Source organism: Gryllotalpicola protaetiae, from assembly GCF_003627055.1.
Classification (GTDB): Bacteria; Actinomycetota; Actinomycetes; order Actinomycetales; family Microbacteriaceae; genus Gryllotalpicola; species Gryllotalpicola protaetiae.
On record NZ_CP032624.1, the window covers coordinates 2,254,706 to 2,280,769 of the forward strand.

25 protein-coding genes are annotated in these 26,064 nt (G+C 69.0%); 16 read left to right on the forward strand and 9 right to left on the reverse strand.

What is annotated here, in order from left to right; translation table 11 throughout:
* Nucleotides 1-24 precede the first annotated feature (24 nt).
* The 4 genes from D7I44_RS11060 to D7I44_RS11075 all read left to right on the forward strand — a co-directional run bounded on the left by D7I44_RS11060 (nucleotide 25) and on the right by D7I44_RS11075 (nucleotide 3,930).
* Complete coding sequence (locus tag D7I44_RS11060) at nucleotides 25-765, forward strand: sugar phosphate isomerase/epimerase family protein (RefSeq protein ID WP_245979540.1); 741 nt, start codon at nucleotides 25-27, stop codon at nucleotides 763-765.
* Nucleotides 762-1,895: a Gfo/Idh/MocA family protein gene (locus D7I44_RS11065; protein ID WP_120789545.1), complete on the forward strand. Its 1,134-nt coding sequence runs from the start codon at nucleotides 762-764 to the stop codon at nucleotides 1,893-1,895. Before D7I44_RS11060 ends, D7I44_RS11065 begins: the two co-directional genes overlap by 4 nt.
* Nucleotides 1,896-1,999: 104 nt before the next feature.
* Nucleotides 2,000-3,031 carry a Gfo/Idh/MocA family protein gene (locus tag D7I44_RS11070; protein WP_245980254.1) on the forward strand — a complete coding sequence of 344 codons (1,032 nt, stop codon included), beginning with the start codon at nucleotides 2,000-2,002 and terminating at the stop codon, nucleotides 3,029-3,031.
* The gene (locus D7I44_RS11075) at nucleotides 3,031-3,930 is read left to right on the forward strand and encodes a TolB family protein (RefSeq protein ID WP_120789547.1); all 900 of its coding nucleotides are present in this window, start codon (nucleotides 3,031-3,033) and stop codon (nucleotides 3,928-3,930) included. Before D7I44_RS11070 ends, D7I44_RS11075 begins: the two co-directional genes overlap by 1 nt.
* Before the next feature lie 17 nt (nucleotides 3,931-3,947).
* Here the strand turns inward: D7I44_RS11075 and D7I44_RS11080 are convergent, their stop codons facing one another.
* Together D7I44_RS11080 and D7I44_RS11085 are read right to left on the reverse strand one after the other, a co-directional pair.
* Nucleotides 3,948-4,835, reverse strand: coding sequence for an HpcH/HpaI aldolase/citrate lyase family protein (locus tag D7I44_RS11080; protein ID WP_120789548.1), 888 nt, complete (start codon nucleotides 4,833-4,835; stop codon nucleotides 3,948-3,950).
* 31 nt (nucleotides 4,836-4,866) lie between these two features.
* Complete coding sequence (locus D7I44_RS11085) at nucleotides 4,867-5,874, reverse strand: MBL fold metallo-hydrolase (RefSeq protein ID WP_162940224.1); 1,008 nt, start codon at nucleotides 5,872-5,874, stop codon at nucleotides 4,867-4,869.
* 124 nt (nucleotides 5,875-5,998) lie between these two features.
* Here D7I44_RS11085 and D7I44_RS11090 point away from each other — a divergent pair, with 124 nt between their 5' ends.
* The 8 genes from D7I44_RS11090 to D7I44_RS11125 all read left to right on the forward strand — a co-directional run bounded on the left by D7I44_RS11090 (nucleotide 5,999) and on the right by D7I44_RS11125 (nucleotide 13,354).
* Nucleotides 5,999-6,958 carry an L-lactate dehydrogenase gene (locus tag D7I44_RS11090; protein WP_120790914.1) on the forward strand — a complete coding sequence of 320 codons (960 nt, stop codon included), beginning with the start codon at nucleotides 5,999-6,001 and terminating at the stop codon, nucleotides 6,956-6,958.
* Nucleotides 6,959-7,035: 77 nt separating this feature from the next.
* Nucleotides 7,036-7,785: a response regulator transcription factor gene (locus tag D7I44_RS11095; protein ID WP_120789550.1), complete on the forward strand. Its 750-nt coding sequence runs from the start codon at nucleotides 7,036-7,038 to the stop codon at nucleotides 7,783-7,785.
* Nucleotides 7,786-7,837: 52 nt separating this feature from the next.
* Nucleotides 7,838-9,376 (forward strand): sensor histidine kinase, encoded by a 1,539-nt coding sequence (locus D7I44_RS11100; protein ID WP_120789551.1) that lies wholly within the window; start codon nucleotides 7,838-7,840, stop codon nucleotides 9,374-9,376.
* A gap of 105 nt (nucleotides 9,377-9,481) precedes the next feature.
* Nucleotides 9,482-10,339: an NAD-dependent epimerase/dehydratase family protein gene (locus tag D7I44_RS11105; protein ID WP_120789552.1), complete on the forward strand. Its 858-nt coding sequence runs from the start codon at nucleotides 9,482-9,484 to the stop codon at nucleotides 10,337-10,339.
* Nucleotides 10,340-10,569: 230 nt separating this feature from the next.
* On the forward strand, nucleotides 10,570-11,085 hold the full coding sequence (gene rplJ / locus D7I44_RS11110; RefSeq protein ID WP_120789553.1) for a 50S ribosomal protein L10: 516 nt from the start codon (nucleotides 10,570-10,572) through the stop codon (nucleotides 11,083-11,085).
* A 50-nt stretch (nucleotides 11,086-11,135) separates the two neighbouring features.
* Complete coding sequence (gene rplL, locus D7I44_RS11115) at nucleotides 11,136-11,525, forward strand: 50S ribosomal protein L7/L12 (RefSeq protein ID WP_120789554.1); 390 nt, start codon at nucleotides 11,136-11,138, stop codon at nucleotides 11,523-11,525.
* Between the two features lie 104 nt (nucleotides 11,526-11,629).
* Nucleotides 11,630-12,109 carry a MarR family winged helix-turn-helix transcriptional regulator gene (locus tag D7I44_RS11120; protein WP_120789555.1) on the forward strand — a complete coding sequence of 160 codons (480 nt, stop codon included), beginning with the start codon at nucleotides 11,630-11,632 and terminating at the stop codon, nucleotides 12,107-12,109.
* A complete protein-coding gene (locus D7I44_RS11125) occupies nucleotides 12,110-13,354 on the forward strand; it encodes an MFS transporter (protein WP_120789556.1) in 1,245 nt (414 codons plus the stop codon).
* Here the strand turns inward: D7I44_RS11125 and D7I44_RS11130 are convergent.
* From D7I44_RS11130 to D7I44_RS11150, 5 genes are read right to left on the reverse strand one after another with little or no spacing between them, the layout of a single operon-like run.
* Nucleotides 13,351-14,352, reverse strand: a complete 1,002-nt coding sequence (locus D7I44_RS11130) for a LacI family DNA-binding transcriptional regulator (protein ID WP_120789557.1) — start codon at nucleotides 14,350-14,352, stop codon at nucleotides 13,351-13,353. The genes D7I44_RS11125 and D7I44_RS11130 overlap by 4 nt on opposite strands.
* Nucleotides 14,321-14,593, reverse strand: a complete 273-nt coding sequence (locus tag D7I44_RS11135) for a hypothetical protein (RefSeq protein ID WP_181445562.1) — start codon at nucleotides 14,591-14,593, stop codon at nucleotides 14,321-14,323. Before D7I44_RS11135 ends, D7I44_RS11130 begins: the two co-directional genes overlap by 32 nt.
* A gap of 5 nt (nucleotides 14,594-14,598) precedes the next feature.
* Nucleotides 14,599-15,513 (reverse strand): carbohydrate ABC transporter permease, encoded by a 915-nt coding sequence (locus tag D7I44_RS11140; RefSeq protein ID WP_120789558.1) that lies wholly within the window; start codon nucleotides 15,511-15,513, stop codon nucleotides 14,599-14,601.
* Nucleotides 15,510-16,532: a carbohydrate ABC transporter permease gene (locus tag D7I44_RS11145; protein ID WP_120789559.1), complete on the reverse strand. Its 1,023-nt coding sequence runs from the start codon at nucleotides 16,530-16,532 to the stop codon at nucleotides 15,510-15,512. Before D7I44_RS11145 ends, D7I44_RS11140 begins: the two co-directional genes overlap by 4 nt.
* A gap of 6 nt (nucleotides 16,533-16,538) precedes the next feature.
* The gene (locus D7I44_RS11150; RefSeq protein ID WP_120789560.1) at nucleotides 16,539-17,822 is read right to left on the reverse strand and encodes an ABC transporter substrate-binding protein; all 1,284 of its coding nucleotides are present in this window, start codon (nucleotides 17,820-17,822) and stop codon (nucleotides 16,539-16,541) included.
* Nucleotides 17,823-17,965: 143 nt separating this feature from the next.
* Between D7I44_RS11150 and D7I44_RS11155 the strand changes: the two genes are divergently transcribed.
* Together D7I44_RS11155 and D7I44_RS11160 are read left to right on the forward strand one after the other, a co-directional pair.
* Nucleotides 17,966-19,876, forward strand: a complete 1,911-nt coding sequence (locus D7I44_RS11155) for an ABC transporter ATP-binding protein (RefSeq protein ID WP_220093765.1) — start codon at nucleotides 17,966-17,968, stop codon at nucleotides 19,874-19,876.
* Nucleotides 19,877-19,904: 28 nt separating this feature from the next.
* On the forward strand, nucleotides 19,905-21,164 hold the full coding sequence (locus D7I44_RS11160; protein WP_181445563.1) for an Nramp family divalent metal transporter: 1,260 nt from the start codon (nucleotides 19,905-19,907) through the stop codon (nucleotides 21,162-21,164).
* On the opposite strand, the gene D7I44_RS11165 is transcribed toward D7I44_RS11160, so the two are convergent.
* The gene (locus D7I44_RS11165; RefSeq protein ID WP_120789561.1) at nucleotides 21,161-21,775 is read right to left on the reverse strand and encodes a metal-dependent transcriptional regulator; all 615 of its coding nucleotides are present in this window, start codon (nucleotides 21,773-21,775) and stop codon (nucleotides 21,161-21,163) included. The two genes, D7I44_RS11160 and D7I44_RS11165, sit on opposite strands and share 4 nt — an antisense overlap.
* An 82-nt stretch (nucleotides 21,776-21,857) precedes the next feature.
* On the opposite strand from D7I44_RS11165, the gene D7I44_RS11170 reads away from it, so the two are divergent.
* Both D7I44_RS11170 and D7I44_RS11175 read left to right on the forward strand, forming a co-directional pair.
* A complete protein-coding gene (locus D7I44_RS11170; protein ID WP_120789562.1) occupies nucleotides 21,858-23,222 on the forward strand; it encodes a cystathionine beta-synthase in 1,365 nt (454 codons plus the stop codon).
* 9 nt (nucleotides 23,223-23,231) lie between these two features.
* A complete protein-coding gene (locus tag D7I44_RS11175) occupies nucleotides 23,232-24,386 on the forward strand; it encodes a cystathionine gamma-synthase (protein WP_120789563.1) in 1,155 nt (384 codons plus the stop codon).
* 75 nt (nucleotides 24,387-24,461) lie between these two features.
* Here the strand turns inward: D7I44_RS11175 and D7I44_RS11180 are convergent, their stop codons facing one another.
* The gene (locus D7I44_RS11180; protein WP_120789564.1) at nucleotides 24,462-25,991 is read right to left on the reverse strand and encodes a GH35 family beta-galactosidase; all 1,530 of its coding nucleotides are present in this window, start codon (nucleotides 25,989-25,991) and stop codon (nucleotides 24,462-24,464) included.
* Between the last annotated feature and the right edge of the window lie 73 nt (nucleotides 25,992-26,064).

Sequence of the window (26,064 nt, forward strand, 5' to 3'; positions counted from 1 at the left end):
TCAACGAGGAAGAGGACTGCTTACGTGACCGAGTCACTGCTCTCCGTGCAGCTGTACACCGTGCGCGAGGCGCTGCAGGCGGATCTGCCTGGCACGCTCGCGCGCTTGGCCGAACTGGGGTTCACCCAGGTCGAGGCATTCAACATCGTGGGGCTCGAGGGACTGGGCGACGGGCTCGCCGCCGCCGGGCTCAGGAGCCCGACCGCTCACCAGCGGTTCGTGGGGGAGACCCAAGAGGCGATCTTCGAGAAGGCGGCAGCCCTCGGCATCCGCACCCTCATCGATCCGCACATCGACGAAGAGCGGTGGCAGACCGCGGACGGCGTGAAGGCGATCGTCGCTGATCTCGCCGCCGCCGCCGAGAAGGCGCAGACATTCGGTCTCGCGATCGGATACCACAACCACGCGTTCGAGTTCGAGACGAAGATCGACGGGAGGCCCGCGTATGAACTGTTCGCGGCACAGCTGCCCGGCTCTGTCTCGCTGGAGCTCGACACCTACTGGGCGGCGGTGGGAGGCACCGACCCGGTTGAGCTGCTCGGCGAGCTCGGGTCGAAGGTGATCGCGCTGCACGTGAAGGACGGCCCCGCTACGCACGAGAACAAGGACCAGGTCGCGGTGGGATCGGGCTCGCTGCCCATCCGCTCGATCATCGAGGCAGCGCCGACGGCGCTGCGCGTCATCGAGCTCGACGACTCGCGCGGCGACCGCTTCCAAGCCGTCGCCGACAGCGTCGCGTTCCTGAAGAGCGAGGGACTCGCATGAGCGGGCTTGCGAGCGCCGCGGCCGGCAGAGCCGCGGGCAGCGGGCGCGTCGGCGTCGGAGTGATCGGCGCGGGCAACATCAGCACGCAGTACCTCACCAATCTGACCTCGTTCCCCGATGTCGAGGTGCGCTTCATCGCAGACATCGACCTCGACCGCGCCCAGTTCCAGGCTCAGGCGTTCGGGGTGGCGCGCTTCGGCACCGTCGAGCAGTTGCTCGCGGACCCGGAGATCGAGATCGTCGTGAATCTGACGATCCCGAAGGTGCACGCAGAGGTCGCGCAGCAGGTGCTCGCGGCGGGGAAGCACGTGTGGACCGAGAAGCCGATCGCGCTCGACCGCGAGAGCGGGCGCGCACTGCTCACGGCCGCACGGGCCGCCGGACTGCGAGTCGCGACGGCGCCGGACACGTTCCTCGGAGCGGGCATCCAGACGGCGCGGCGGCTCATCGAGTCGGGGGCGATCGGCGAGGCGAAGACGGCGCTGACGCTGATGCAGCAGCCAGGGCCCGAGTCGTGGCACCCGAATCCCGATTTCCTGTTCCAGGAAGGGGCGGGTCCGCTGTTCGACGTCGGGCCGTACTACGTCACCACGCTGATCCAGCTGTTCGGGCCGGTCAAGCGGGTGGCGGCCGTCGCCTCGACGTCGAAGGCGTCACGCACGATCGGCTCGGGGCCGCGTGCCGGCGAGAGCTTCGAGGTCACGGTGCCGACGCACGTGACGGCCGTTTTCGAGTTCGAGAGAGGGCAGACGTCGCAGAGCATCTTCAGCTTCGACTCGCAGATCCGACGCACGCTGTTCGAGGTCACCGGCGTCGACGGCGCGCTCGAGCTGGTCGACCCCAACATGTTCGTGGGTGACCTCGTGCTGCACAAGGCCGACGGGTCAGAGGAGACGATCGCGACCACCGGCGAGAAGGCGGCGCGCGGCACAGGTGTCGTCGAGCTCGCGCGAGCCATTCGCGCGGGTGTGCCCGAGCGGGCCTCAGGCGAGCAGGCGTTCCACGCCCTCGACGTGATGGTCTCGACGATCGAGGCCGCCGAGAGCGGCGAGTGGGTCGAGGTCGGGAGCAGCTTCGTGCCGACGCCGGCGCTTCCCGAGACGTGGTCGCCCAGCGAAGCGACGCTCTGATGGGGCGCGGTCGCCAGAAGGCCTTCGACACCCGGTCCGCCGATATCGTCGATCGTGTGCTCCGATCGGAGCCGATCGGGGTCGGGATCGTCGGCGGCGGGTTCATGGCGACCGTGCACTCGAGGGCGGCGCGCGCCGCTCGGGCGAGGCTGATCGGCGTCGTCGGCTCGTCACCGGCCCGCGGTGCGGCGGCCGCAGAGGAACTGGGGATCGAGCAGGCGTACGGCTCACTCGACGAGCTGCTCGCTGCCCCCGGCATCGATGTCGTGCATGTGACCACGCCGAATGCGCTGCATGCGCCGCAAGCGCTCGCCGTGCTCGCCGCAGGCAAGCACGTGGTGTGCGAGAAGCCGCTCGCGACGAGCATCGCTGACGCGGAGCGGCTGGTGCAGGCATCCGGCAGCCAGGTCGCCACGGTGCCGTTCGTCTATCGCTTCCACCCGCTCGTGCGTGAAGCGCGGGCGCGGGTCGCCACCGGTGAGACCGGGCGGGTTCTCACGGTGCAGGGCTCGTACCTGCAGGACTGGCTGCTGTCGGCAGGCGACGACAACTGGCGGGTGGATGTCTCGGCCGGCGGTCGCTCGCGGGCCTTCGCCGACATCGGCTCGCACCTCGTCGACCTCATCGAGTTCGTGACCGGCGATCGGGTCGCGCGCGTCGCGGCGTCGAAGCGGACGTTCATCGCCGACCGCGCCGAGCACCCGCGTGTCGAGACCGAGGACGCGGTGTCGGTCGCGCTCGAGACCGCGGGCGGGGCGATCGGCACGCTGCTCGTCTCGCAGCTGGCGCCCGGACGGAAGAACCGGTTGCACATCGAGGTGGGCGGAGCGCAGGAATCCGTCGTGTTCGATCAGGAGCAGCCTGAGACGCTGTGGCTCGGGCGGCGCGCCGGGTCGCTGCTGGTGCCGAGGGATTCCGATCAGCTCGCGCCGGAGGCGGCGCGGCTCGTCACGACGCCCGCGGGGCATCCGCAGGGATATCAGGACGCGTTCAACGCGTTCGTCGCCGACAGCTACGCGGCGATCGGCGGGGCGGCCCCCGATGGTCTGCCCCGCTTCGAGGACGGACTGCGCGCCGTGCGCGTCACAGAGGCAGTGATGGAGGCCGCGGACAGCGGCGAATGGCGGGAGATCTGATGGCACGCGGGTTCGCACCGGGGCAGTCGGCGACGTTGTGGGTCTACGACCTGGCGGCGGATGCCGCGCGCGAGGTGACCACCTCTGACCAGTTGCTGTTCGAAGCACCCAACTGGACGCCCGACGGCACGGCGCTCGTCGTGAACGGCGGCGGCCGGCTGTTCTGGCTGCCCGCGGACGCTGCGCCTGAGGGCGCGGTGCTGACCGAGATCGATCTCGGCGGGATCCCTGAGATCAACAACGACCACGTCGTGTCGCCCGACGGGTCGACCGTCTACGTATCGGCGGAGGACGGCCATCTCTATGCGATTCCGCTCGACGGCAGCGGGCCGCGGCAGGTGTCCCGGGACCGCGGCGACTTCCGTCACTACCTGCACGGCGTGTCGGCCGACGGGGCGACGCTCGCCTACATCGGGCTGTCGTGGGACGGCGACCGGCGGGTGACCAATGTGTACCTGCTGCCGCTCGGAGGCGGCGACGAGGTACAGCTGACGGACGATGGATTCCAGGACGACGGCGCCGAGTTCGGGCCGGGTCCCGACGGGGCCGAGTGGGTCTACTTCAACTCGGAGCGCGCCGGCGGCGCTGAGGGGCATGCGCAGCTGTTCCGGGTGCGGCCGGACGGGGCATCCCTCGTGCAGCTCACCGATGACGAGCGCGTGAACTGGTTCCCGCACCCGTCGCCCTCGGGAGAGCATGTCGTGTACGTGAGCTACCCGCCGGGCACGAAGGGCCACCCCGAGAACATCGCCGACGTGCGGATCAGGCTTACGACACCCGACGGCGGAACCGGACGCGACGTGGTGACCGTGTTCGGCGGGCAGGGCGCGATGAACGTCGGCAGCTGGGCGCCGGACTCGTCGGCGTTCGCGTATGTGACGTATTCGGAACTTGCGTGATTGCTCAGGCGTAGCGACTACGAGCTCGGCTCGATGCGGAAGAGGTCCGCGCGGCGCTTGATGGTCTCGGCGCGGGCGAGGCGCGGCTTGTCGGAGCCGTCGCGGATGACGCGGCCGTCGGCCTCGAACTCGGCGAGGAAGTCGAGGGCCCAGGCGACATCGGCGGGCGACGGGCTCATCGACTCGTTGATGACGGCCGGCTGCTCGCTATCGAGGCAGAGCTTGCCCGTCATGCCGAGCGCGACGGCATCGGCCGCCTGCTCGCGCAGCACCGGGTGGGTGCTCGCGACGGTCGGGCCGTCGATGGGACCGGGGAGATCGCCGATGCGGCTGGCGAGCACGAGCTTGGTGCGCGGGTAGGCCATCGCGAGGGGCGTGTTGGAGGCGCCCGTGTCGCGGCGATAGTCGCCGGAGCCGAATGCGAGGCGGTAGGCGCCGCGTGCCCGCGCGATGTCTGCCGCGTCCTCGATGCCGAGCGCCGATTCGATCAGCGTGACCACGGGGGTCGACCCGCCGAGGCGCTGGAAGGTGTCGGTGACCTGCTCTGCGGCCTCGGTCTTCGCGAGCATCACGCCGGCGAGGCCGGGAACACCCGCGAGCGCGGCGATGTCGTCGGACCAGTCGACCGTCGTCCAGTCGTTGATGCGCACCCACGCCGAGCCGCCGCCCTCGAGCCAGCCGACCACGTTCTCGCGGGCCTGCTGCTTGAGCGAGCCGTCGATCGCGTCCTCGAGGTCGAGCACGATCTGATCCGCCCGGCCCAGCTGAGCCAGATCGAAGCGGCTCGTTTGAAGCGCGGAGACCAGCTGCCACGATCGGGCGTTCTCGCCGCCGACCCGAGTCGACTCGCGGGCGACGCGGCGCTGCTCAAGGGCGGTGGTGTTGCTCTGCTCGGTCGAGGTCACGTGTGAACGATACGCCCTGACGCCTTCGACGCTAGGCCGCGCGCTCGGTCTCGGCCGTGCGACCGAGCCGATCGATGTGCATCTCGACCTGCGCCAGCGCCGAGTCGAGCAGGTAATGCGACAGGTTCTCCCACCCGAGGCTCCAGTACAGCTCGGAGGCGACCTGCCAGACCGAAGGGCGGTCGAGGCGATCGAGCACCTCAGCCACCTCGGCGGTGCGCCGGGCGTGATGGGCGCCGAGCTTGTCGCACCGGGCGCGCAGGCCGAAGAAGCGGTAGCCGTGCCCCGGGCAGACCTGGTGGTCGTCGAAGCCGGCGACCCTGTCGAGTGCGTCGAGGTAGTCGCTGATCGGGTTGCTCGGCGTCGGGCCGCCGAGGCCGAGGCCCGGGTTGAGCACGGGGAGCACGTGATCGCCCGTGAACAGCAGCTTCCGTTCCGCGTCGCGCAGACAGATGCTGCCGTACGTGTGACCGGGCGTCCAGATCACGTCGAGCTCGATGTCACCGAGCACGAGCCGACCGCCGCCCTCGACGAGCCGATCCGCCGTGATCTGCGCCTTCGAGAAGCGCTCGGCTGTGATGCGCGCGAGTTCGTCGCGGCGCTCGTGCGGCACGCCCCAGCGGTCGAATCGCTCGCGGTCCTCTCCGCCGAATTCGCCGTCGATCGCCGCCTGCTCGAGGCGGTGCAGCACAACCTCAGCGCCGGTCATCGCGCGCACACGGGCGCCCATGCCCAGATGATCGAAGTGCAGATGGGTGACGATGACCGAGCGGATGTCTGCGCTGCTGCGCCCCCGCGCGGCGAGGTGCGCCTCGAGCCGCTTCCAATTGGAGTCGGTGTCGACACCCGGGTCGATGAGATGCACGCCGCCTGCGGCATCCGTCAGCACATAGCTGAGCGTGTAGCGCAGAGGCTGGCCCTTGCTCGGGAACTCCATCGGGAGTGTCCACACGCCGTGCGCGATCTCGGTCGGCTCGGGCACGCCGCCGTGCAGCGCTGCGTCGTGCTCCGCGGCGTCGACCACCTGCTCAGCCGTCATGATCCGCCTTTCCCCCGGTCGACTCTGACCGCGTCGCCAGCCTAACGCGCCCGCTTTTCGGGCAGGTGACACGCACCTGCCAAGAAGCATGGACTCGGGACCGCTGCGGCGGAATGATGACTTCATGGCCAACCTGCGAACCACGAAGCTCGGCATCATCGGCGCGGGGGCGGTCGGCACCTCTCTCGCCTACGCGGCGCTCATCCGCGGCGCAGCGGACGAGGTCGTCATCTACGACCTCAACGCGGCTCGTGCAGAGGCGCAGGGGCTCGACCTTGCCCATGGCACCCCGTTCGCCCATCGCGCGAAAGTGACCGGCGGGGGCGACCTCGACGTGCTCTCCGCCTCGGACGTCATCGTGATCACCGCGGGAGCCGCGCAGCAGCCGGGGCAGAGCCGGCTCGAGCTCGTCAACACCAACGCGGAGATCATCCGCAACCTCATGCCGCAGCTCGTCAGGCGTGCTCCCGATGCGGTGTACATGCTCGTCACGAACCCGGTCGACGTGCTCACCGAGGTGGCCGTCGACGTCGCCGGGCTGCGTCGGGGTCAGGTCATCGGCTCGGGAACGACTCTCGACTCGTCGCGGCTGAGGTGGCTGGTCGCTGAGACCGCAGGCGTCGCCCCGCGCGACGTGCACGCCATGATCCTCGGCGAGCACGGCGACAGCGCCTTCCCGCTGTGGTCGAACGCGACCATCGGCGGCTCGCCGATCAGCGGGTGGACGGACGAGTCGGGCACCAAGATCTTCGACGACGAGAAGCTCGCCGATCTCGCGAACCAGGCCGTGCTCTCGGCGTACTCGATCATCGCCGGCAAGGGCGCCACGAACTATGCGATCGGGCTCGCCGGGGTGCGGCTGGTCGAGGCGATTCTTCGCGATGAGCACATGGTCACGCCGGTGAGCACGGTTCTGCGCGACTACGAGGGGGTCGACGGCATCGCGCTGTCTGTGCCGTGCGTGCTCGGGGCGGGCGGAGTGCAGCGCGTTCTGCGTGTGCCGATGAATCAGAGCGAGCACGACGCCTTCCACCGCAGCGGGGATGCCATTCGTTCCGTGCTGCAGGAGATCGGGCAACTCTGAGCCCAACCATCCGTTCTCACAGCCAAGCCATAAGTTCGGCATAGCGGTCTCGAAAGGTCACGCGGATAATCGGCAGAATGAGCATCGACCTGTCCGATTCGCGCACCGCGCAGGCACATCTTCACCACGCCGATGGCTCGCCGATCCGAGTGCTCGTCGTCGACGACGAGAACACCCTGACCGACCTGCTGCAGATGGCCCTTCGCTACGAGGGGTGGGAGGTGAAGAGCGCGGGCACGGGCCATCAGGCCGTCAGTGTGGCCCGCGAGTTCAAGCCGGACGCCGTCGTGCTCGACATCATGCTTCCCGACTTCGACGGGCTGCAGGTCATGCGCCGCATCCGCGAGGGCGGCAACGAGACGCCTGTGCTCTTCCTCACCGCCAAGGACTCGCTCGACGACCGCATCGCGGGCCTCACGGCCGGCGGCGACGACTATGTCACCAAGCCGTTCAGCCTCGAGGAGCTCGTCGCCCGGCTGCGCAGCCTGCTGCGCCGCTCGCGCGCCCTCATCGCCGACACCAGCGACCCGCGCATCGTCGTCGGCGACCTCGTGCTCGACGAGGACAGCTACGAGGTCACCCGCGCAGGCGAGCAGATCAGCCTGACCGCGACCGAGTTCGAGCTGCTGCGCTATCTGATGCGGAACCCGCGCCGGGTGCTCTCCAAGGCGCAGATCCTCGACAGGGTGTGGTCCTACGACTTCGGCGGCACCTCGAGCGTCGTCGAGCTCTACATCTCCTATCTGCGCAAGAAGATCGACGCCGGCCGGAAGCCCATGATCCACACCGTGCGCGGCGCCGGATACATGGTCAAGGCCGTCGAGTGAGGCGCGACGCGAGATGACACAGTCGGCAGCGGGGCCGGTAGCCTCGGTGCCGATGAGCACCGGAGCAGCCGGGCGGACGTCGGCGGTCCGAGGGTTCCTGCGGCGAGTGGGCGGCTGGTTCCGGCATCCGTTCAGATCGTGGACCCTGCGTCGCAAACTGGTCGCAGCGGTTGCCGCGCTCATTGCGGTGCTGGGTGTCGCGATCGGGATCGTGAGCGTCGTGCTTCTCAACGACTATCTGATCGGCCGGGTGGACGCCCAGCTGGAGCTGGCCAGCCAGCGCGGGCTGCAGCTTGCGGTCACGGGCTACGTTCACGGGCAGCCGGTGGGCGCGGACACGATCGTCACGTACACCGGCCAACCAGGCGGAACGCTCGCCGCGCTGCTCGATGGGCAACATGTCACAAGCAGCTACTACCAGCCGACCGGCTCGGAGGGCGGGGCGCACCGAGCTGTCGCAGACGCCGACTTCGTGACCAAGATGACGTCCCTGCCGCAGGACGGCACGCCCACCTCCGTCAATCTGGGCGGAAATCTCGGCGAGTACCGGGTCGCCTCCGAGGATCTGCCGGACGGACAGCACCTCATCATGGGGCTGCCGCTCGCCGAGGCGCACGCGACGACCGAGCACCTCGCGATCACGATGCTGTTCGCGACGATCGCGGCGTCCGCGTTCGCCGCGGGCATCGGCCTGCTCATCGTGCGTCTCTCGCTGCGCCCGCTCGATCGGGTGGCCGGCGCGGCCACGACCGTGTCGACTCTTCCGCTCGATCGCGGCGAGGTCGCGCTGCGGGTTCGCGTCGCGGATGAGGACACCGACCCCCGTACCGAGGTCGGTCGGGTGGGCAACGCATTCAACGCGATGCTCGGGCACGTGGCATCCGCTCTTACGGCGCGCGAGGCGAGCGAGCGCAAAGTACGCCAGTTCATCTCGGATGCCTCGCACGAGCTGCGCACGCCGCTCGCGTCGATCCGCGGGTACTCGGAGCTGACCCGCCGCTCCGGTGAGGTGATCCCACCCGACGTGCAGCACTCGATCGGCCGCATCGAGTCCGAGGCGAAGCGGATGACGACCATGGTCGAGGACCTGCTGCTGCTCGCCCGCCTCGACGAGGGTCGCGAACTCGACCGCGAGCCCGTCGACCTGTCGATGCTGCTCATCAACCTGCTGTCCGACGCGCACGCGGCCGGCCCAGACCACAGCTGGCGTATCGATCTGCCGGGGGAGCCGGTCGAGGTGATCGGCGATCAGACCCGCTTGCACCAGGTGTTCGCCAACCTGCTGACGAACGCGCGAGTGCACACCCCGGCCGGGACGACCGTCACCCTCGGCATGCGCCCGGTCGACGACTACGCCGAGGTGACCGTGGTCGACGACGGCCCCGGCGTTCCGACCGAACTGCAGCCGGTGCTGTTCGAGCGCTTCGCACGCGGCGACAGCTCGCGCTCACGCGAGACGGGGTCGACCGGGCTCGGGCTCGCGATCGTGAAAGCCGTGGTGGATGCCCAGGGCGGATCGATCGCCGTCGAGAGCGAGCCGGGTCGGACGGCGTTCATCGTGCGACTGCCGCTCGTCCCTGTGCGCGGGTGAAACGACGCGTGCGCGGGTGAAACGTCGCCTGCGGACGCGTTGTTTCACCCGCGCACGGGACGTGGTTGTATTGAGTCGTATCGATTCGACAGGCAGGAGCCGTCAATGAAGATCGCCCTCACCGGTGGGTCCGGGAAGCTCGGCACGAACGTGCTCGCCTATCTGCGCGAGGCCGGCCACGACGTCACGAACCTCGATCGCGCCGGCGAGCGCGGGTCCGGATTCCTGCGGGTGGATCTCACCGACTTCGGTGACGTGACGTCGGCGCTGTCGGGCGTGCGCGACGGCTCGTACCAGGACGGCCCGACGCCCTACGAGGCTGTCGTTCACCTCGCGGCGATTCCCGCACCCGGCGTGGTGAGCGACGAGGCGACGTTCCATAACAACGCGCTGACGACGTTCAACGTGTTCCACGCTGCGACCCGCCTCGGCATCCGCAACGTCGTCTTCGCCTCGAGCGAGACGATCCTCGGCCTTCCGTTCATCACGCCGCCTCCGTACATCCCGCTCGACGAAGAGGTGGAGCTGCCGGAATCCGTCTACTCCCTCAACAAGCTGCTGGAAGAGAAGCAGGCCGAGCAACTCGCACGCTGGTACCCCGACCTCAAGATCGTGGCCTTGCGGTTCTCGAATGTCATGAACGTCGAGGACTACGCCGACTTCCCCGCCTTCGACGCCGACGCGAATCTGCGGAAGTGGAACCTGTGGGGGTACATCGACGCGCGCGACGGCGGCCAGGCCGTGCTCAGGGCGCTCGAGTACTCGACGCCAGGCTTCGAACGGTTCGTGATCGCGTCACCCGACACGGTGATGACGCGGCCGAACGCCGAACTCGTCGCCGAGGTGTTCCCGGGCGTCGAAGTGCGCGGGGAGCTCGGGGTCAACGACACCCTGCTCTCGATCGAGAAGGCCCGTCGGCTTCTGGGATATGACCCGAAGCACACGTGGCGGGACCACGTCTGATCGTCTGGTAGCCTAGAGGAAAGCCAAAGACCGCAGGTTTCCGGAGTGCCCTCATAAGCATCCGGACCAAGGTTCTCGAAAGAGGCGACCCGCGCAGGTTCACGTTCTGAAGATCGTTCGATCGACAAGCTCCGTGCCCTGCGCTCGGAGCTTTTTTCTTTGTACTTCTCTTTGCGGGCTGCGGCGGCTCGAGGCATCCGTCTCGAGTGCTGAATTCATAAGGAGTGGCCATGGCGAACAAGGAAGCCGCGGTTGCCGAGCTCACGGATCTTTTCCAGAGCTCGACTGCCGTTCTGCTGACCGAGTACCGCGGTCTGTCTGTTGCGAAGCTGCGCGAACTGCGCCGCTCCATCAGCACCGACGCGTCGTACGCCGTGGTGAAGAACACGCTGTCCAAGATCGCAGCGAACAACGCCGGTATCACGGCGTTCGACGACGAGCTCGCCGGCCCGTCTGCGATCGCGTTCGTCCACGGTGACCCTGTCGCCGTTGCGAAGGGTCTGCGCGACTTTGCCAAGGCAAACCCTCTCCTCGTGGTCAAGGGCGGCTATTTCGATGGCCGCCCGCTGTCCGCGGAAGAGGTTGGCAAGCTCGCCGACCTCGAGAGCCGTGAGGTGCTGCTGGCCAAGCTGGCAGGCGCCTTCAAGGCCTCGCTGTTCGGAGCCGCCTATCTGTTCAACGCCCCGCTGTCGAAGGCTGTTCGCACCGTCGACGCGCTGCGTGAGAAGCAGGAGTCCGCTGCGTAAGCACGTGAGTGCAGCAGCGGTGAGTACACATTCAACAAGGAGAAGAAACAATGGCAAAGCTTTCCACTGAGGAACTGCTTGACGCGTTCAAGGAGCTCACGCTCATCGAGCTGAACGACTTCGTCAAGGCTTTCGAGGAGACCTTCGAGGTCACCGCTGCGGCTCCGGTCGCCGTTGCTGCTGCCGGCGCTGCCGGCGGTGCCGCCGCTGCTGAAGAGGTCGAGGAGAAGGACTCCTTCGACGTCGTCCTCGAGGCCGCCGGCGACAAGAAGATCCAGGTCATCAAGGTCGTCCGCGAGCTCACCTCGCTCGGCCTCGGTGAGGCGAAGGCCGTCGTCGACGGCGCTCCGAAGGCTGTCCTCGAGGGCGCCAACAAGGAGACCGCCGACAAGGCGAAGGCTGCCCTCGAAGAGGTCGGCGCCACGGTCACGCTCAAGTAGTCAGGCCGGGGCGACCCGGTTGATTGCTCGAAAGGGCGTCGCACTCCGGTGCGGCGCCCTTTCTCTTGTTGAAATAGATAGTTCGGCTATGTAAACTAGCGTGCATGGCACAGCGGACCGACCTGCACACGCTCTTGGGCGACCTCGTGCAGGCGAACTCCCGGCTCGTGCGTATCGCGGCGCAGAAGACGGGAAGCACGGAATCGTCGGCGACCTGGCGCACACTGGGCGTGCTGCAGCAGAGCGGGCCGATGCGCGTCGGCGAGCTCGCAACCCTGAGCAGGGTCGCGCAGCCCACGATGACCAAGCTCGTCTCCGGCCTCGCCGAGCGCGGCTGGGCCCGGCGGGTTGCCGACCCCGACGACGCCCGCGCGGCGCAGATCGCCGTGACGGCCGCAGGTGTGGCCGCCGTCGACGCGTGGCGCGACGAGCTGGCATCCGCCCTGCACCCGTACTTCGCCGACCTCGACGCCGGCGAACTGGACGCCCTGCGGCGCACCGTCGCGCTGCTGCAGGAGCGCGTCGAGCTGAACGACCCGGTCGCGGCCGGCACGCACAATCGCACGAAGGAGTTGTCGCACTAGATGGCACACGAGCAGGCATCCGGATCCATCCTCAAGCAGCCGGTAGCGGTCTGGGCGATCGCATTCGCGTGCGTGGTGTCCTTCATGGGCATCGGGCTCGTCGACCCGATCCTGCCCGCGATCGCCGAGGCGACCCATGCGACGGCGACGCAGACCGAGATGCTGTTCACGACGTATCTGCTGATCACGGGCGTCATGATGTTCTTCACCAGCTGGCTGTCGAGCCGCATCGGCGCCAAGCGCACGCTGCTCATCGGCCTCGCGCTCGTGATCGTGTTCGCGGCACTCGCCGGCTCGAGCGCGACGGTGAGCCAGATCATCGGATTCCGGGCGGGGTGGGGCCTCGGGAACGCGCTCTTCATCTCGACGGCGCTCGCGTCGATCGTCGGCGCGGCCTCAGGCGGCGCGGCGAACGCGATCATCCTCTACGAGGCGGCGCTCGGGCTCGGCCTCGCCGTCGGACCGCTCGTCGGCGGACTGCTCGGCGAGGTCTCCTGGCGCGGCCCGTTCTTCGGCACAGCGGCGCTGATGGCGGTCGGGTTCGTCGCGATCATCACCATGCTGCGTGGACCGCAGGCGAAGCCGACCCCGACGCCGCTGTCCGCGCCGTTCCGCGGCCTCGGTCGGCCGGCGCTCGCGATCATGGCGGCGACCGCGCTGTTCTACAACATGGGCTTCTTCGTGCTGCTCGCCTGGACGCCGTTCGCGCTGCAGGCCGTCGGTGTCTCGAGCGCGATGCAGCTCGGCTACATCTTCTTCGGGTGGGGCGTCGCCGTCGCCATCACCTCGGTGTTCGGCGCGCCGCTGCTGACCGCGCGGATTCGGCGGACGACCGTGCTGATCATCGTGATCCCACTGCTCGCCGTCGTGCTGCTGCTCGCGGCGCTGCTGCACACGAGCGTCGCCGCGCTGGTCGTGCTGGTGATCGTCGGCGGTCTGTTCCTCGGCATCCTCAACACCGTCCTGACCGAGTGCTCGATGGAGGCCACCGATCTGCCGAGGCCGGTCGCCTCGAGCGCATACTCCGGCGTGCGCTTCGTCGGCGGCGCGATCGCTCCGCCGCTCGCTTCGACGCTGGCCGGGCACTTCGGCACCACGGCCGCGCCGTTCTGGTACGGCGTGATCGTGCTCGTCATCGCGACGCTGATCGTCGTGTTCGGGCGCGGGAAGCTCGGGCGCGCGGATGGCGCTGAGGAGGATCGCGTCGAGGTCGGCGAGGCGGTCGGCGTGGGGGACGCTGACTAGCGAGCCGATGTGGAGGAGCGCTCGATGAGGGCGGTCGGGTAGCGACCGGAGCCCGCGTGCGGCGGCGACCCCGCCAGCTCGTCGAGCATGAGCCGCGCGGCGAGACAGCCCTGACCGAATGCGTCCTGGGCGATCGTCGTCAATCCGAAGGTGGCGGCGAGCGGGTGGTCGTCGATGCCGATCACCGACAGTTCGCCCGGCACGTCGATGCCGAGCTCGCGCGCCGCGAGTATCGCGCCGATCGCCATCTCGTCTGAGGCCGCGAACAGCGCCGTCGGGCGCGGAGTGCGCCTCAGCATCCGCAACGCGACCTCTCGGCCGCTCGCGATCGTGAACTCCCCTGACTCCTCCCATTCCGGTCGCACCGCGAGGCGCGCGGCCGCCATGGCCAGCTCGTAGCCGCGCCGCCTGCGCTCGGGGACGCGCTTGTTGAGCCCGTGCTCGGTCGCGCCCCCGAGGTGGCCGATCGCGCGGTGGCCGAGCGCGATGAGGTGCTCGGTCGCCGTGCGGGCCACAGCGAGCTCGTCGATGCCGAGGTGCCTGAGCCCGGTCACCGGACCGCCGACCACGATCGTCGGGTGGCCGAGGGAGGCGAGCTGCTCGCGCTCCGACGGCGTGAAATCGAGGCACAGCGCGATCACGGCGTCCGTGCGCTTGCGCAGGATGGAGCGGTGGAAGACGCGCTCGCGGTCTTCGCCCTTGAGCCCCAGGTTGAACAGGATCGTGTCGTAGCCGACCCGGCGCAGCTCGGAGTCGATGCCCTCGAGCACCGTCGAGTAGAACCAGCGGCTCACGTTCGGCACGACGACACCCATCGCGAGGGTGCGGCCGGTCGCGAGACCGGACGCGCTCGATGACGCGACGTAGCCGAGCTCCTCTGCGGTCGCCAGCACGGTCTCGCGCGTTGCGGGGGAGACATTGGGAAGCCCCCTCAGCGCGCGCGAGACCGTGGCGGTCGATACCCCGCTAGCTCTTGCGACGTCGTCGATACTCGTCAAACGAGCCACCCCAGGCGGTCGACACCTGCGCTCCGCCGCGGGCCTCTGCCGCAAGCATCCGTCGCCGCAGTGCGAGCAGCAGCCCGAGCGCGATCACGACGCCGAGCAGAGCCAGCGCCCAGCCGAGCGCCGGGGCGCCGGTCAGCTCACTGACGCCGGTGACGATGAGGAACGCGAAGGCGAAGAATCCGACGATCCCGATCGCGATGTCGACCAGCTCGATCGCCTTCCAGTTCAGCACCCCGTTCATCCCTTCACACCGCCTGCCGTGAGGCCCGCGACGATGCGGCGCTGCAGGATCAGCACGAGGATCACGAGCGGCACGGTCACGATGGTGCCCGCCGCCATGATCGCCGTGTAGGGAACCTGGTGCGGAAGGCTGCCCGTGAACGAGGCGATCGCGACCGTCACCGGCTGCGTCCTGTCGCTCGACAGCTGGCTCGAGATCAGGAACTCGTTCCAGGACGAGATGAAGGTGAGGATCGCAGTCGTGAACACCGCGGGGGCGGCGAGCGGCAGGATCACCTTGCGGAACGCCTGGGCCGAGGTGCACCCGTCGATGCGCGCCGCCTCCTCGAGATCCCACGGCATCTCTCTCAGGAACGAGGTGAGCGTGTAGACCGCGAGGGGGAGTGCGAACGAGATCTCGGGGATGATCAGCGCCTGGTACGTGCCGATCCAGCCGATGTTGGTGAACAGCTGGAACAGGGGCGTCAACAGCGCGACCCCGGGGAACATCGACGCGCCCATGATGAGGCCGAGCACGATGCCCTTGAACCGGAACTCGATGCGCGCCAGCGCGTAGGACGCGAAGACGCCGACGATGAGCGCGACGAGCGTGACCGACGCCCCGATGATCAGGCTGTTCAGCAGGGCGTGGCCGAGGTGGTTGCCCCAGTGCGTCGACAGGGCCGTGACGTAGTTGTCGAGTGTCACGTGCGTCGGCCAGAACGCGGTGTCGAAGGTGTAGCCGACATCGCGGAACGAGGTCACCACCATCCAGTAGAACGGCAGCAGGCACCAGACGATGATGACGGCGGCCTGGACCCAGGTGCGCGTGCTCGTCCAGCGTCGCCGCGACACCGCGGCGCGGTTGACGTCGACCTGCTCTTCGACGCCGGCACGTGCGCGCGTGCCGACGCGGGCGGCTGCTGTCGTCACTTCAGCTCTCCCTTCTGCTGCGCCTGCGTCGTCTGCACGACGTTGGCCCCGAGGAATCTGACGAAGATGTACGCGATCAGGAAGATGAACACGAACACGATCGTCGAGAGGGCGGATGCCGAGTTCGGCCCCTGCCTGAGCTGCTCGACCACCAGTATCGACCAGGTCGCCGTCGCGTTCCCGCCGCCGAAGATGGCCGGCAGGTCGTACATGCGCAGCGCGTCGAGGACGCGGAACAGCACCGCGACGAGCAAGGCAGGACGGACCAGCGGCAGCGTGACGGTCCAGAACGTCTTCCAAGTGGATGCCCCGTCGACCCTGGCCGCCTCGTAGACCTCGCCCGGAATGAGCTGCAGACCCGCGAGGATCAGCAGCGCCATGAACGGCGTCGTCTTCCAGACGTCGATGATGATGATCGCGAACCGCGAAGGCCAGTCGTCGCTCGTCCACAGGATGTGCGAGTTGAACAGCGCGTTCACGATGCCCGCGACCGAGAACATGAACACCCAGAGCTTCGCGGTCACCGCCGTCGGGATCGCCCACGGAACCAGGATCGCGGTGCGGACGAGCGCACGGCCGGAGAAGGCGCGGTTCATGACGATCGCCATCCAGAACCCGATCACGGTCTCGAGCACCACCGTCGCGACGGTGAAGAAGAAGGTCGTGAACGTCGAGTTCCAGAACTGGGCGCCGAGGTTCCCGGGCGGGCAGCTCGTTGTGCCGCCGTCGCCGGTCGGACAGCGCTGCAGCAGCCAGTGCGTGAAGTTGCTGAAGCCGGCGAACCCGCCCTGGACGAAGAATCCGGTCGCGGGGTCGAGCCCTGCGTCCTTCTGGAACGAGGTGATGATCGCGCTGACGATCGGGTACCCGATCACGATCGCGAGGAGCACGAGCGTGGGGATGATGAGCAGCAGGGCGTTGCGGTTGCGCAGGCGCTGGGCGCGCTGCAGGCCGCCGCGCTTCTCGCTCGGGGGCGGCGCGTCAGAACCGCGCGCCGCCCCGATCACAGTGGCGGACATGGCCGGCTAGCTGCCAGACCCGGCCGTCTTGATGGCCTTCTGCATGTCGCTCAAGGCCTGGTCGACCGACTCGGTGCCCTTCAGCGCCGCGAAGGAGTCGTCTGCGACGGCCTTCGTGATCGCCGGATAGAACGGGCTGACCGGGCGCGGCACCGCGCTGTCGAGCGACTTCTTCAGCGTCGACAGGTACGGCAGCTGCTTGTTCAGGTCGGGATCGCTGTACAGCGACGCGATCACCGGCGCGTTGGACGCCTTGACCACGAGGTACTTCTGGGAGTCATCGGACTCCATGAACTTCATGAAGTCGACCGCCGTCGCCTTGTGCTTCGAGAACTGGCTGACCGCGATGTTGTGACCGCCGAGGCTGGACGCGCCGGCACCGCTGCCGACGCCCGGAAGCGGCGCGACCGCGAACTTGTCCTTCACGACCGAGCTGCCGTCGGTCGTGGCGAGCGAGTACACGTACGGCCAGTTGCGCATGAACAGCAGCTTCCCGGCCTCGAAGGACTGACGTCCCTGCTCCTCCTGGTAGGTGAGCGCAGCCTGCGGGATGTTCCCGTCCTTGAACGCGTCGACGAGGCGCTGCAAGCCGGCCTTCGCGTCAGAGGTGTCGAGGGTCGGCGTCTTGCCGTCCTTCCCGACGACGGTGCCGCCGTTGGTGTTGATCGCCTCTGCCACGTTCACTGTCAGGCCCTCGTAGTCGGCGAACTGGCCCGCGTAGCAGTCCATGTTGTTCGCCTTGGCGATGTCGCAGTCCTTCATCATGTCGTCCCACGTGGCCGGCGGGGTCTTCACGAGGTCGCTGCGGTAGTACAGGATCCCGCCGTCGGTCGCGAACGGCGCCGCGTAGAGCGTGTTGTTGTACGTCGCGGAATTGACCGTCGCGGGCAGCAGCTTCGACGTGTCGAGCTTGTAGCTGCCGGTGAGCGGCTGCAGCCAGCCCTTCGCCGCGAACTCCGCCGTCCATACGACGTCGACGGAGACGACGTCGTAGCCGGAATCCTTCGCCTGGAAATGCTGCACGAGATCGTCGTGCTGCTGGTCGGCGTTGTCGGACTGCTCCTTCAGCGTCACCTTCTCCTTCGGGTGCGCCGTGTTCCACTTGTCGATCAGCGGACGGATGACGTTGTTGTTGTCCTTGCCTTGGACGTAGGTGATCGGGCCGCGGTCGTTGCCGCCAGATGAGCTGTTGCTCCCGCCACCGCCACCAGAGCAGCCGACCAGCGAGAGCGCTGCGGCCGAGGCGATTGCGAGCCCTGCGACGAGCAGGGGTCGGCGTGATGCTTTCATGACACTCCTCATTGAGCTGATTGCATGGCCCCCGCCAAGGGGGTTAGTAGGGCAAGCTAATCCATGCGACAGGACACTGCAAGCGCTTGCGTCAAGCGCTTGCAGGCGACCCATGGATGCCTCAGGCCGCGTAGCCTCGTACGGTGAGCGGTATCGGCGCCCGCCGCGCGCCGGGCGGGCGGATCAGCAGCGGCGACTACGCGGCGCAGCGGGCCCTGAACGCGCAGGCGCCGACGATCGACCATCTGGTGCGGCGCATCGGCGGCCTGTTCCGCCCCTACCGCGGCAAGCTGCTCGTCACAATCGTGCTCGTGCTGCTCTCGGCCGCGATCAGCGTCATTCCGCCGTTGCTGGTGCAGCGGATCTTCGACGACGGGCTCTTCCCGCATGGCGGCGGCGTGAACGTGCCCGTGCTGGTGACGCTCGTCGTGGTGATGGTGCTGCTGTATGTGGCATCCGGCCTCATCGGGGTATGGCAGACCTGGCTCACCGCGACCATCGGCAACAACGTCATGGGGGCGCTGCGGGTCAAGCTGTTCCGGCACCTCCAGGCGATGGAGCTGAGCTTCTTCACGCACACCAAGACGGGTGTCATCCAGTCGCGGCTGCAGAACGACGTCGGGGGCGTCGCGAACGCGCTGACCAACACCGTCTCGAGCGTCATCGGCAACACGGTGCAGGTGATCGCGGCCCTCGTCGCGATGCTGCTGCTCAACTGGCAGCTGACGATCGTCTCCGTCGTGCTGATGCCGGCGCTCGTGCTCGCCCAGCGCAGGGTCGGCCAGGTGCGTGCCCGCATCGCGGGGCAGACGCAGGAGAGCCTGTCGGACATGTCCGCCATCACGCAGGAGACGCTGTCGGTCTCCGGCATCCTGCTCTCCAAGTCGTTCAACCGGCAGCGCAGCGAGATCGCGCGCTATGCGGACGAGAACGACAACCAGATCCGCCTGCAGGTGCGGCAGGCGATGAGCGGGCAGTGGTTCTTCGCGATGGTGCAGGTGTTCCTGTCGTCGGTTCCCGCCATCGTGTATCTCGTCGCGGGGTGGCTGATCACCGGGGGTGCGCACAACGTCACGGCCGGCACCATCGTGGCGTTCACGACCGTGCAGGCGCGTCTGATGTTCCCGCTCATCGGGCTCATGCGCGTGGCCCTCGACCTGCAGACCTCGGGGGCGCTGTTCGCGCGGATCTTCGAGTACCTCGACCTGAAGCCGGCGATCGCAGACCGGGCGGATGCCGTTCCGGTCAGCCCGGCCGAGGACGAGTGCGCGGACGGCGAGCGGCCGCCACGACAGGCGATTGGGGTCGCATTCGAGGGCGTGACGTTCCGATACCCCGACGCGCGGCCGGGTGAGCGGGCGACGCTCGACGACGTGTCGTTCCGCATCGAGCCGGGGCGGTTCGCGGCGTTCGTCGGGCCATCGGGGGCGGGGAAGACGACGGTCTCATACCTGATTCCGCGGTTCTACGAGGCATCCGGCGGCGTCGTCAGATTCGCCGGGCGCGACGTGCGCGAGCTGCGCGGCGAATCGCTCGTCTCGCACATCGGCATCGTGAGCCAGGAGACGTACCTGTTCCACGCATCGATCGCCGAGAACCTGCGCTACGCGCGGCCGGGGGCGACGGATGCCGAGCTGGAGGCGGCGTGCCGGGCGGCCAACATCCACGAGACGATCGCACGATTCCCCGATGGCTACGAGACGCTGGTCGGCGAGCGCGGCTACCGGTTGTCGGGCGGCGAGAAGCAGCGCATCGCGATCGCGCGGGTGCTGCTGAAGGACCCGGAGGTGCTGATCCTCGATGAGGCGACCAGCGCGCTCGACTCAGTGTCTGAGCGGGTCGTGCAGCAGGCGCTCGACTCGGCGACGAGCGGGCGCACGACGATCGCCATCGCGCACCGGCTGTCGACGATCGTCGCGGCCGACGTGATCTTCGTGATCGACGGCGGGCGCCTCGTCGAGAGCGGCACGCACCTCGAGTTGCTCGCTCGGGGCGGCGTGTACGCGCGGCTGTACACACAGCAGGCCGAGCTGGCGCTACCCTCGGAGAGTTAGTCTGTACTAACTTTTCAGGGGAGCGGCAATGGCCATCGATGCGGATGCTTCGGAGCAGACATCCGCTCGCCCTGCATCACGTCCGCGCCCGAAGTGGGCGCGTCGCCTCGCCCTGCTCGGCCCCGCGTTCGTCGCGTCCATCGCGTACGTCGACCCCGGCAACGTCGCCGCGAATCTGACGGCGGGCGCGAGATACGGATTCCTGCTGCTGTGGGTGCTCGTACTGGCCAACGCCTCGGCGATGCTCGTGCAGTACCTGTCGTCGAAGCTCGGCATCGTGACGGGCAAGAGCCTGCCGGAGCTGCTCGCCGAGCGGCTCGGCCGCCCCGCACGGCTCGCCTTCTGGGCCCAGGCCGAGATCGTCTCGGCCGCCACCGACCTCGCCGAGGTGCTCGGCGGGGCGATCGCCCTCAACCTGCTGTTCGGGCTGCCGCTCGTCGCGGGCGGTGTGATCGTCGGCGTCGCGTCGATCGGCCTGCTCGCGGTGCAGACCCGCAGTCAGCGCCGCTTCGAATTCGCAGTGATGGCCCTGCTCGCGGTGATCGCGGTCGGATTCGTCGCGGGCGCCGTGGTCTCGCCGGTCGACTGGTCGGGGTTCGCCGGCGGACTCGTGCCGCGCTTCGAGGGCAGCGACACGGTGCTGCTCGCAGCCTCCATGCTCGGCGCGACCGTTATGCCGCACGCCGTGTACCTGCACTCGGCGCTGTCGCGCGACCGGCACCGCACCGACAAGTCGCAGAAGCATCGGCGCGCGCTGCTCGCGGCGAATCGCGTCGACGTCATCGCCGCGCTGGTCATCGCCGGCGTCGTCAACATCGCGATGCTCGTGCTCGCCGCCGACGCGCTGCGCGGCGTGCCGGGCACCGACACGATCCCGGGGGCGCATGCGGCGATCGCCCACGCGCTCGGCCCGGTCGTCGGCGTCGCCTTTGCGATCGGGCTGCTGGCGTCGGGGTTCGCGTCATCGTCGGTCGGCGCCTACGCAGGCGCGGTCGTGATGGGCGCGCTGCTCAAGGTGAAGGTGCCGCTGCTGCTGCGCCGCGCGGTCACGCTGATCCCGGCGATCGTTGTGCTCGCGGTCGGCGTCGACCCGACCTGGGCGCTCGTGCTGAGCCAGGTGGTGCTGTCGATCGGCATCCCGTTCGCGATCATCCCGCTGATCAGGCTGACCGGCTCGCGCGCGGTGATGGGGGACGCGGTGGACGCCGTGCGGACGCGCGTGCTCGCCGTGATCGTCGCCGCCGGGATCGTGGTGCTTAACGTCGTGCTGGTGGTGCTGGCGTTCTAGAGCGAGACGCGGATCGCCGCGGATTCCTGCGGCGACAGGTCGAGGGGGAGCGTCAGCACGGAGCCGGGGCGGATGCCGCGGGCGGCCAGGCCGCGCAGGACCTCCGGGTCGGAATCGGAGATGCGCTCGACCGTCAGGGCGACGCCGGCTGGGGCATCCGCCAGCAGAATCGCGGTGGGCAGATGCGGCAGGCCGTCCGGCGTGGGAATCGGGTCGCCGTGCGGGTCACGCGCGGGGTGGCCGAGCATCGCGTCGATGCGGTCGATGAGCGTGTCGGAGACGGCGTGCTCGAGGGTCTCGGCCTCGTCGTGCACCTCGTCCCACGCGTAGCCGAGCGAGTCGACGAGGAAGGTCTCGAGGATGCGGTGGCGACGCACCATGCCGATCGCGTGCTCACGGCCGAGCTCGGTGAGGTCGACGCCCCCGTATGGCTCGTGCTCGAGCAGGCCCGCGTCGACGAGCCGCCGCACCGTGTCGCTGGCGGTCGCCTTGCGCACGCCCATGCGGTCGGCCAGCAGCGTCACGGTGACCGGGCCGGGCGCCCATTCTGTGGCAGTCCAGATCACCTTGAGGTAATCCTGCGCGGTGCTCGACAGCTCGGACAGCGGCATGCGGCCAGTCTAGGTAGCTCTGCAGTGGCGAGCCCGTAACACCGATTGCCGCTCTCGGTCGGCCCGCCTAGGCTGGCGCGTCGTGCGTATCGCGAATCACATCGTCGACCTCATCGGGGACACGCCGCTCGTCCGCCTCACAAAGGTGACGGCCGGGATCCCCGCCACCGTGCTCGCCAAGGTCGAGTACTTCAACCCCGGCGGCTCGGCCAAGGACCGCATCGCGGAGCGGATCATCGACGCCGCCGAGCGCGACGGGCTGTTGAAGCCCGGCGGCACCATCGTCGAGCCGACCAGCGGCAATACCGGCGTCGGGCTGGCGCTCGTGGCGCAGCAGCGCGGCTACCGCTGCGTGTTCGTGCTGCCCGACAAGGTCGGTGAGGACAAACGGGCAGTGCTCACGGCATACGGGGCAGAGGTCGTCGTCACGCCGACGTCGGTGGCCGCCGACGACCCCGACTCGTACTACTCGGTCAGCGACCGGCTCGCCGCCGAGATCCCCGGGGCGTTCAAGCCCAACCAGTACGCGAACCCCAACGGACCCCGCAGCCACTACGAGTCGACCGGCCCCGAGATCTGGCGCGACACCGACGGCACCGTCACACACTTCGTCGCCGGCATCGGCACGGGAGGCACCATCACGGGCACCGGCCGCTACCTCAAAGAGATCTCAGACGGGCGCGTGCGCATCATTGGAGCCGACCCCGTCGGCTCGGTGTACTCAGGCGGCACAGGTCGCCCCTACCTCGTCGAGGGCGTCGGCGAGGACATCTGGCCCCCCGCCTACGACCCGAGCGTGCCCGACGAGGTCATCGCCGTCAGCGACCGTGAGGCGTTCGAGATGACCCGCCGTCTCGCGCGCGAGGAAGCCCTGCTCGTCGGCGGCTCGAGCGGCATGGCGGTCGTCGCCGCGCTGCGTGTCGCCGCGACCCTCGGCCCCGACGACACGGTCGTCGTGCTGCTGCCTGATGGCGGTCGGGGCTACCTCGGCAAGATCTTCAACGACGGCTGGCTGCGCTCCTACGGCTTCAGCGAGCCCGCCGCAGAGCACACTGTGCGCGATGTGATCGCGAGCAAGTCGGGCGAGCTGCCCGCGCTCGTCCATGCGCACCCGCACGACACGGTGCACGACGCCATCGAGATCATGGGAACGTACGGCGTCTCGCAGCTGCCCGTGCTGTCTGCCGAGCCGCCCGTTGTGCTCGGCGAGGTCGTCGGCGCGCTCGACGAGGCCACGCTGCTCGAGCAGGTGTTCACGGGCGAGGCGGCGCTCGGCGACGAGGTGGCGAAGGTCGTTCAGGCGCCGCTGCCCCTGATCGGCATCAGCGAGTCGGTGGCCGCCGCGCAGGAGCGGCTGGCCGAGGCATCCGCCCTGCTCATCACCGACGGCGGCGCCCCGGTGACGGTGCTGACGCGCGCCGATCTCCTCACGTTCTTGAGCAAGTAAAGGAAAGACATGACTGACGGATTCGCCACCAGGGCCATTCACGCAGGACAGGAGTTCGACCCGACCACGGGCGCGATCATCCCGCCCGTGTACCTCACCTCGACGTTCGTGCAGGACGGCATCGGCGGCCTGCGGAACGGCTACGAGTACGGCCGCGGCGGCAACCCGACCCGTGATGCGCTGCAGACGCAGCTCGCCGCGCTCGAGGGCGGCGCGCGGGCGCTGTCGTTCGCGTCGGGGCTCGCCGCCGAGGACGCCGTGCTGCGCGCGACGCTCAAGCCCGGCGACCACGTGGTGCTCGGCAACGACGCGTACGGCGGCACGCACCGCCTGATCAGCCGGGTGTTCGGCGCGTGGGGCGTGCGGCTCACGACCGTCGATCTGGGCGATACGGATGCCGCGCGCTCGGCTCTTGGCGCACCGAACACGCGCCTGCTGTGGGTCGAGACGCCGAGCAACCCGCTGATGAAGATCAGCGACATCGCGGCTCTCGCCGAACTCGCGCACGAGGCGGGCGCGCTCGCCGTGGTCGACAACACCTTCGCGTCGCCCGCGCTGCAGCAGCCGATCGCGCTCGGGGCCGACATCGTCGTGCACTCGACGACCAAATACCTCGGCGGGCACTCCGACGTGATCGGCGGCGCGGTCGTGATCGCGCCCGGCCTCGACGAGGTGGGGGAGGCGATCGCGTTCCAGCAGTTCGCCGTCGGCGCCGTGTCGTCGCCGCTCGACGCGTTCCTCACGAGCCGCGGCATCAAGACGCTCGAGCTGCGCATGCGGCAGCACTCCGCGAACGCGCAGGCCGTCGCCGAGGCGCTCGAGGGGCATGCCGCGGTCGAGCGGGTGTTCTACCCCGGGCTCGCGATGCACCCGGGGCACGAGCTCGCGGCGCGGCAGATGTCAGGGTTCGGCGGGATGCTTTCCGTCGCACTCGCCGGCGGTGAGGCATCCGCTCGCCGCTTCGCCGAGTCCACCCGGGTGTTCCAGCTCGCCGAATCACTCGGTGGCGTCGAGTCGCTCATCGGGTACCCGAGCGAGATGACGCACGCGTCCGTGAAGGATACCCCGCTCGCGATCGCGACCAACATCGTGCGGCTTTCGGTCGGCGTCGAGACCGCCGCCGACCTGGTCGCCGACGTGCTGGAAGCGCTCGCGCGGCTCTAGCCGCGATCCAGAGGTGCGAAACGCACGTTCGACGGCGAACGAACGTGCGTTTCGCACCCGCCGGCGCGGGGGCGGCTACCGGTAGCGGTAGAGGCGCACCCGCTGGATTGCGAAGCGGCCCGGCTCGAGGCGCACGTGGCGCCCCTGGTGGGTCTGGTCGCCGCTCAGCCAGCGCGTGCGGCGCCAGGTTCCGTCCGCTTCGAATCGGCCCTCTTGGCAGTCGAGGATGCCGACCGTGTCGCCGCCTGCCTCGACAGAATGGAAGGTGAGCGTCACGCCGATGCCGGCGACGACGAGCTCGTCGGGAGCGGTGCGGATCACGATCGCCGCCGATGGCAGGCGGCGGGTGCCGTGGCTGTCGCCCGACTCGTTGATCACGCCGTCGGCGAGCGCTGGCGCGCCGACGCGCTCGTAGCTCGCCGACAGCACGATGTCGCCGAGGCGCACGCGGTGCGGGGCGCGCATGTCGTCCGACGGAGGCAGCAGTCCGGTCATCATGCCGTCGCCCGCGTGGGCCGCGATGAGCGGGGTGAGCTGCGCGACGACGTCGTAGGCGGCGGTCAGGTACGACTCGGCCTCGCCCGAGATCGACTCGATGCTGAACGGCGAGAAGCCGAGCGCCGCATGCCGGCCATACGCATAGAGCGCGTTGGCCGCCGCGTCGATGCTGCGCAGCGCCTCCGGCACGAACAGCGGGCTGCCGCTGTCGACGTAGGCATCGGCCCACTCGGCGAAGTTCGGGAAGTAGATGTCGGGGGCGATGAAGTCGAGGCTCGGCGCGCCCGCGCGCCAGACGTCGGCGAGGTGCGGCAACGGGCCCGCGCTCGGGTACTGGCCCGGTGTCGCGCCCGGGCGGATCAGCGCCGCGTTCGTGTACATCGGCACGGGGAGCTGGGCCTTGCCCGCCGCAGCCACCGCGTCGACGTAGCGCGCGAACGCCCACGCCATGAAGCGCTCCTCGGTGGCGGGGGAGTCGCCGAAGACCTCGGTCCATGTGCCGGGTCGAGCCCCGGCCGGCAGCAGATCAGCGGGCACGGGGCCCGCGAACGCGGCATCCGCCTGCTCGCTGTGGTCGCGCGGGTCCTCGATCATGCCGATCTCGTTCTCGACCTGCACCATGATCACCGTGTGCTCCGTGTCGGTCTCGCGCAGATGAGCCATGAGCGCGGCGAAGGCGCGCGCATCGGCGTCGCGGCTCTCGGCCGCGAACGGGGTGAGCAGCTCGAGCGTCTGGCCGCGTGCGGTGCGCGCCCGCGGGAAGCGCGCGAGGTCGGTCTTGACCCACGCGGGCGCGTAGCAGGACATGCTGTTCTTCCACGTGCCGAACCACAGCAGCACGAGGCGCATGCCGTGCGCGCTCGCGTCGTCGACCAGCTCGTCGACGAGGGCCCAGTCGAAGGCGCCTTCCTCGGGTTCGATCGCATGCCAGTAGACGGGGGCGACGACCGTGTTGAGGCCGATGGCCTCGAGCTTCGGCCAGAACTCGTCGAGGTAGGCGCGCTCGGCGCTCGAGTTCCCGAGCTCACCGCCGCGGATGACAAACGGGGCGTCATCGACCATGAGCAGCGTTGCGCTGCCGGAACGTGCAAGGTGAGGGGCAGACATCGGGAAAACGCTATCCCAACCTGGGCGGACGCGGCGCATGGGCAACGCGCCCAAAGTCGCTCCCGTCAGCGAA

Excerpts from the sequence above, each read along its gene's own strand:
- D7I44_RS11065 (WP_120789545.1), top strand. The coding sequence starts at position 762 with ATGAGCGGGCTTGCGAGCGCCGCGGCCGGCAGAGCCGCGGGCAGCGGG.
- D7I44_RS11070 (WP_245980254.1), top strand. The coding sequence starts at position 2,000 with ATGGCGACCGTGCACTCGAGGGCGGCGCGCGCCGCTCGGGCGAGGCTG.
- D7I44_RS11075 (WP_120789547.1), top strand. The coding sequence starts at position 3,031 with ATGGCACGCGGGTTCGCACCGGGGCAGTCGGCGACGTTGTGGGTCTAC.
- D7I44_RS11085 (WP_162940224.1), bottom strand. The coding sequence starts at position 5,874 with ATGACGGCTGAGCAGGTGGTCGACGCCGCGGAGCACGACGCAGCGCTG.
- D7I44_RS11090 (WP_120790914.1), top strand. The coding sequence starts at position 5,999 with ATGGCCAACCTGCGAACCACGAAGCTCGGCATCATCGGCGCGGGGGCG.
- D7I44_RS11095 (WP_120789550.1), top strand. The coding sequence starts at position 7,036 with ATGAGCATCGACCTGTCCGATTCGCGCACCGCGCAGGCACATCTTCAC.
- D7I44_RS11100 (WP_120789551.1), top strand. The coding sequence starts at position 7,838 with ATGAGCACCGGAGCAGCCGGGCGGACGTCGGCGGTCCGAGGGTTCCTG.
- D7I44_RS11105 (WP_120789552.1), top strand. The coding sequence starts at position 9,482 with ATGAAGATCGCCCTCACCGGTGGGTCCGGGAAGCTCGGCACGAACGTG.
- rplJ (WP_120789553.1), top strand. The coding sequence starts at position 10,570 with ATGGCGAACAAGGAAGCCGCGGTTGCCGAGCTCACGGATCTTTTCCAG.
- rplL (WP_120789554.1), top strand. The coding sequence starts at position 11,136 with ATGGCAAAGCTTTCCACTGAGGAACTGCTTGACGCGTTCAAGGAGCTC.
- D7I44_RS11120 (WP_120789555.1), top strand. The coding sequence starts at position 11,630 with ATGGCACAGCGGACCGACCTGCACACGCTCTTGGGCGACCTCGTGCAG.
- D7I44_RS11125 (WP_120789556.1), top strand. The coding sequence starts at position 12,110 with ATGGCACACGAGCAGGCATCCGGATCCATCCTCAAGCAGCCGGTAGCG.
- D7I44_RS11145 (WP_120789559.1), bottom strand. The coding sequence starts at position 16,532 with ATGTCCGCCACTGTGATCGGGGCGGCGCGCGGTTCTGACGCGCCGCCC.
- D7I44_RS11150 (WP_120789560.1), bottom strand. The coding sequence starts at position 17,822 with ATGAAAGCATCACGCCGACCCCTGCTCGTCGCAGGGCTCGCAATCGCC.
- D7I44_RS11160 (WP_181445563.1), top strand. The coding sequence starts at position 19,905 with ATGGCCATCGATGCGGATGCTTCGGAGCAGACATCCGCTCGCCCTGCA.
- D7I44_RS11165 (WP_120789561.1), bottom strand. The coding sequence starts at position 21,775 with ATGCCGCTGTCCGAGCTGTCGAGCACCGCGCAGGATTACCTCAAGGTG.
- D7I44_RS11175 (WP_120789563.1), top strand. The coding sequence starts at position 23,232 with ATGACTGACGGATTCGCCACCAGGGCCATTCACGCAGGACAGGAGTTC.
- D7I44_RS11180 (WP_120789564.1), bottom strand. The coding sequence starts at position 25,991 with ATGTCTGCCCCTCACCTTGCACGTTCCGGCAGCGCAACGCTGCTCATG.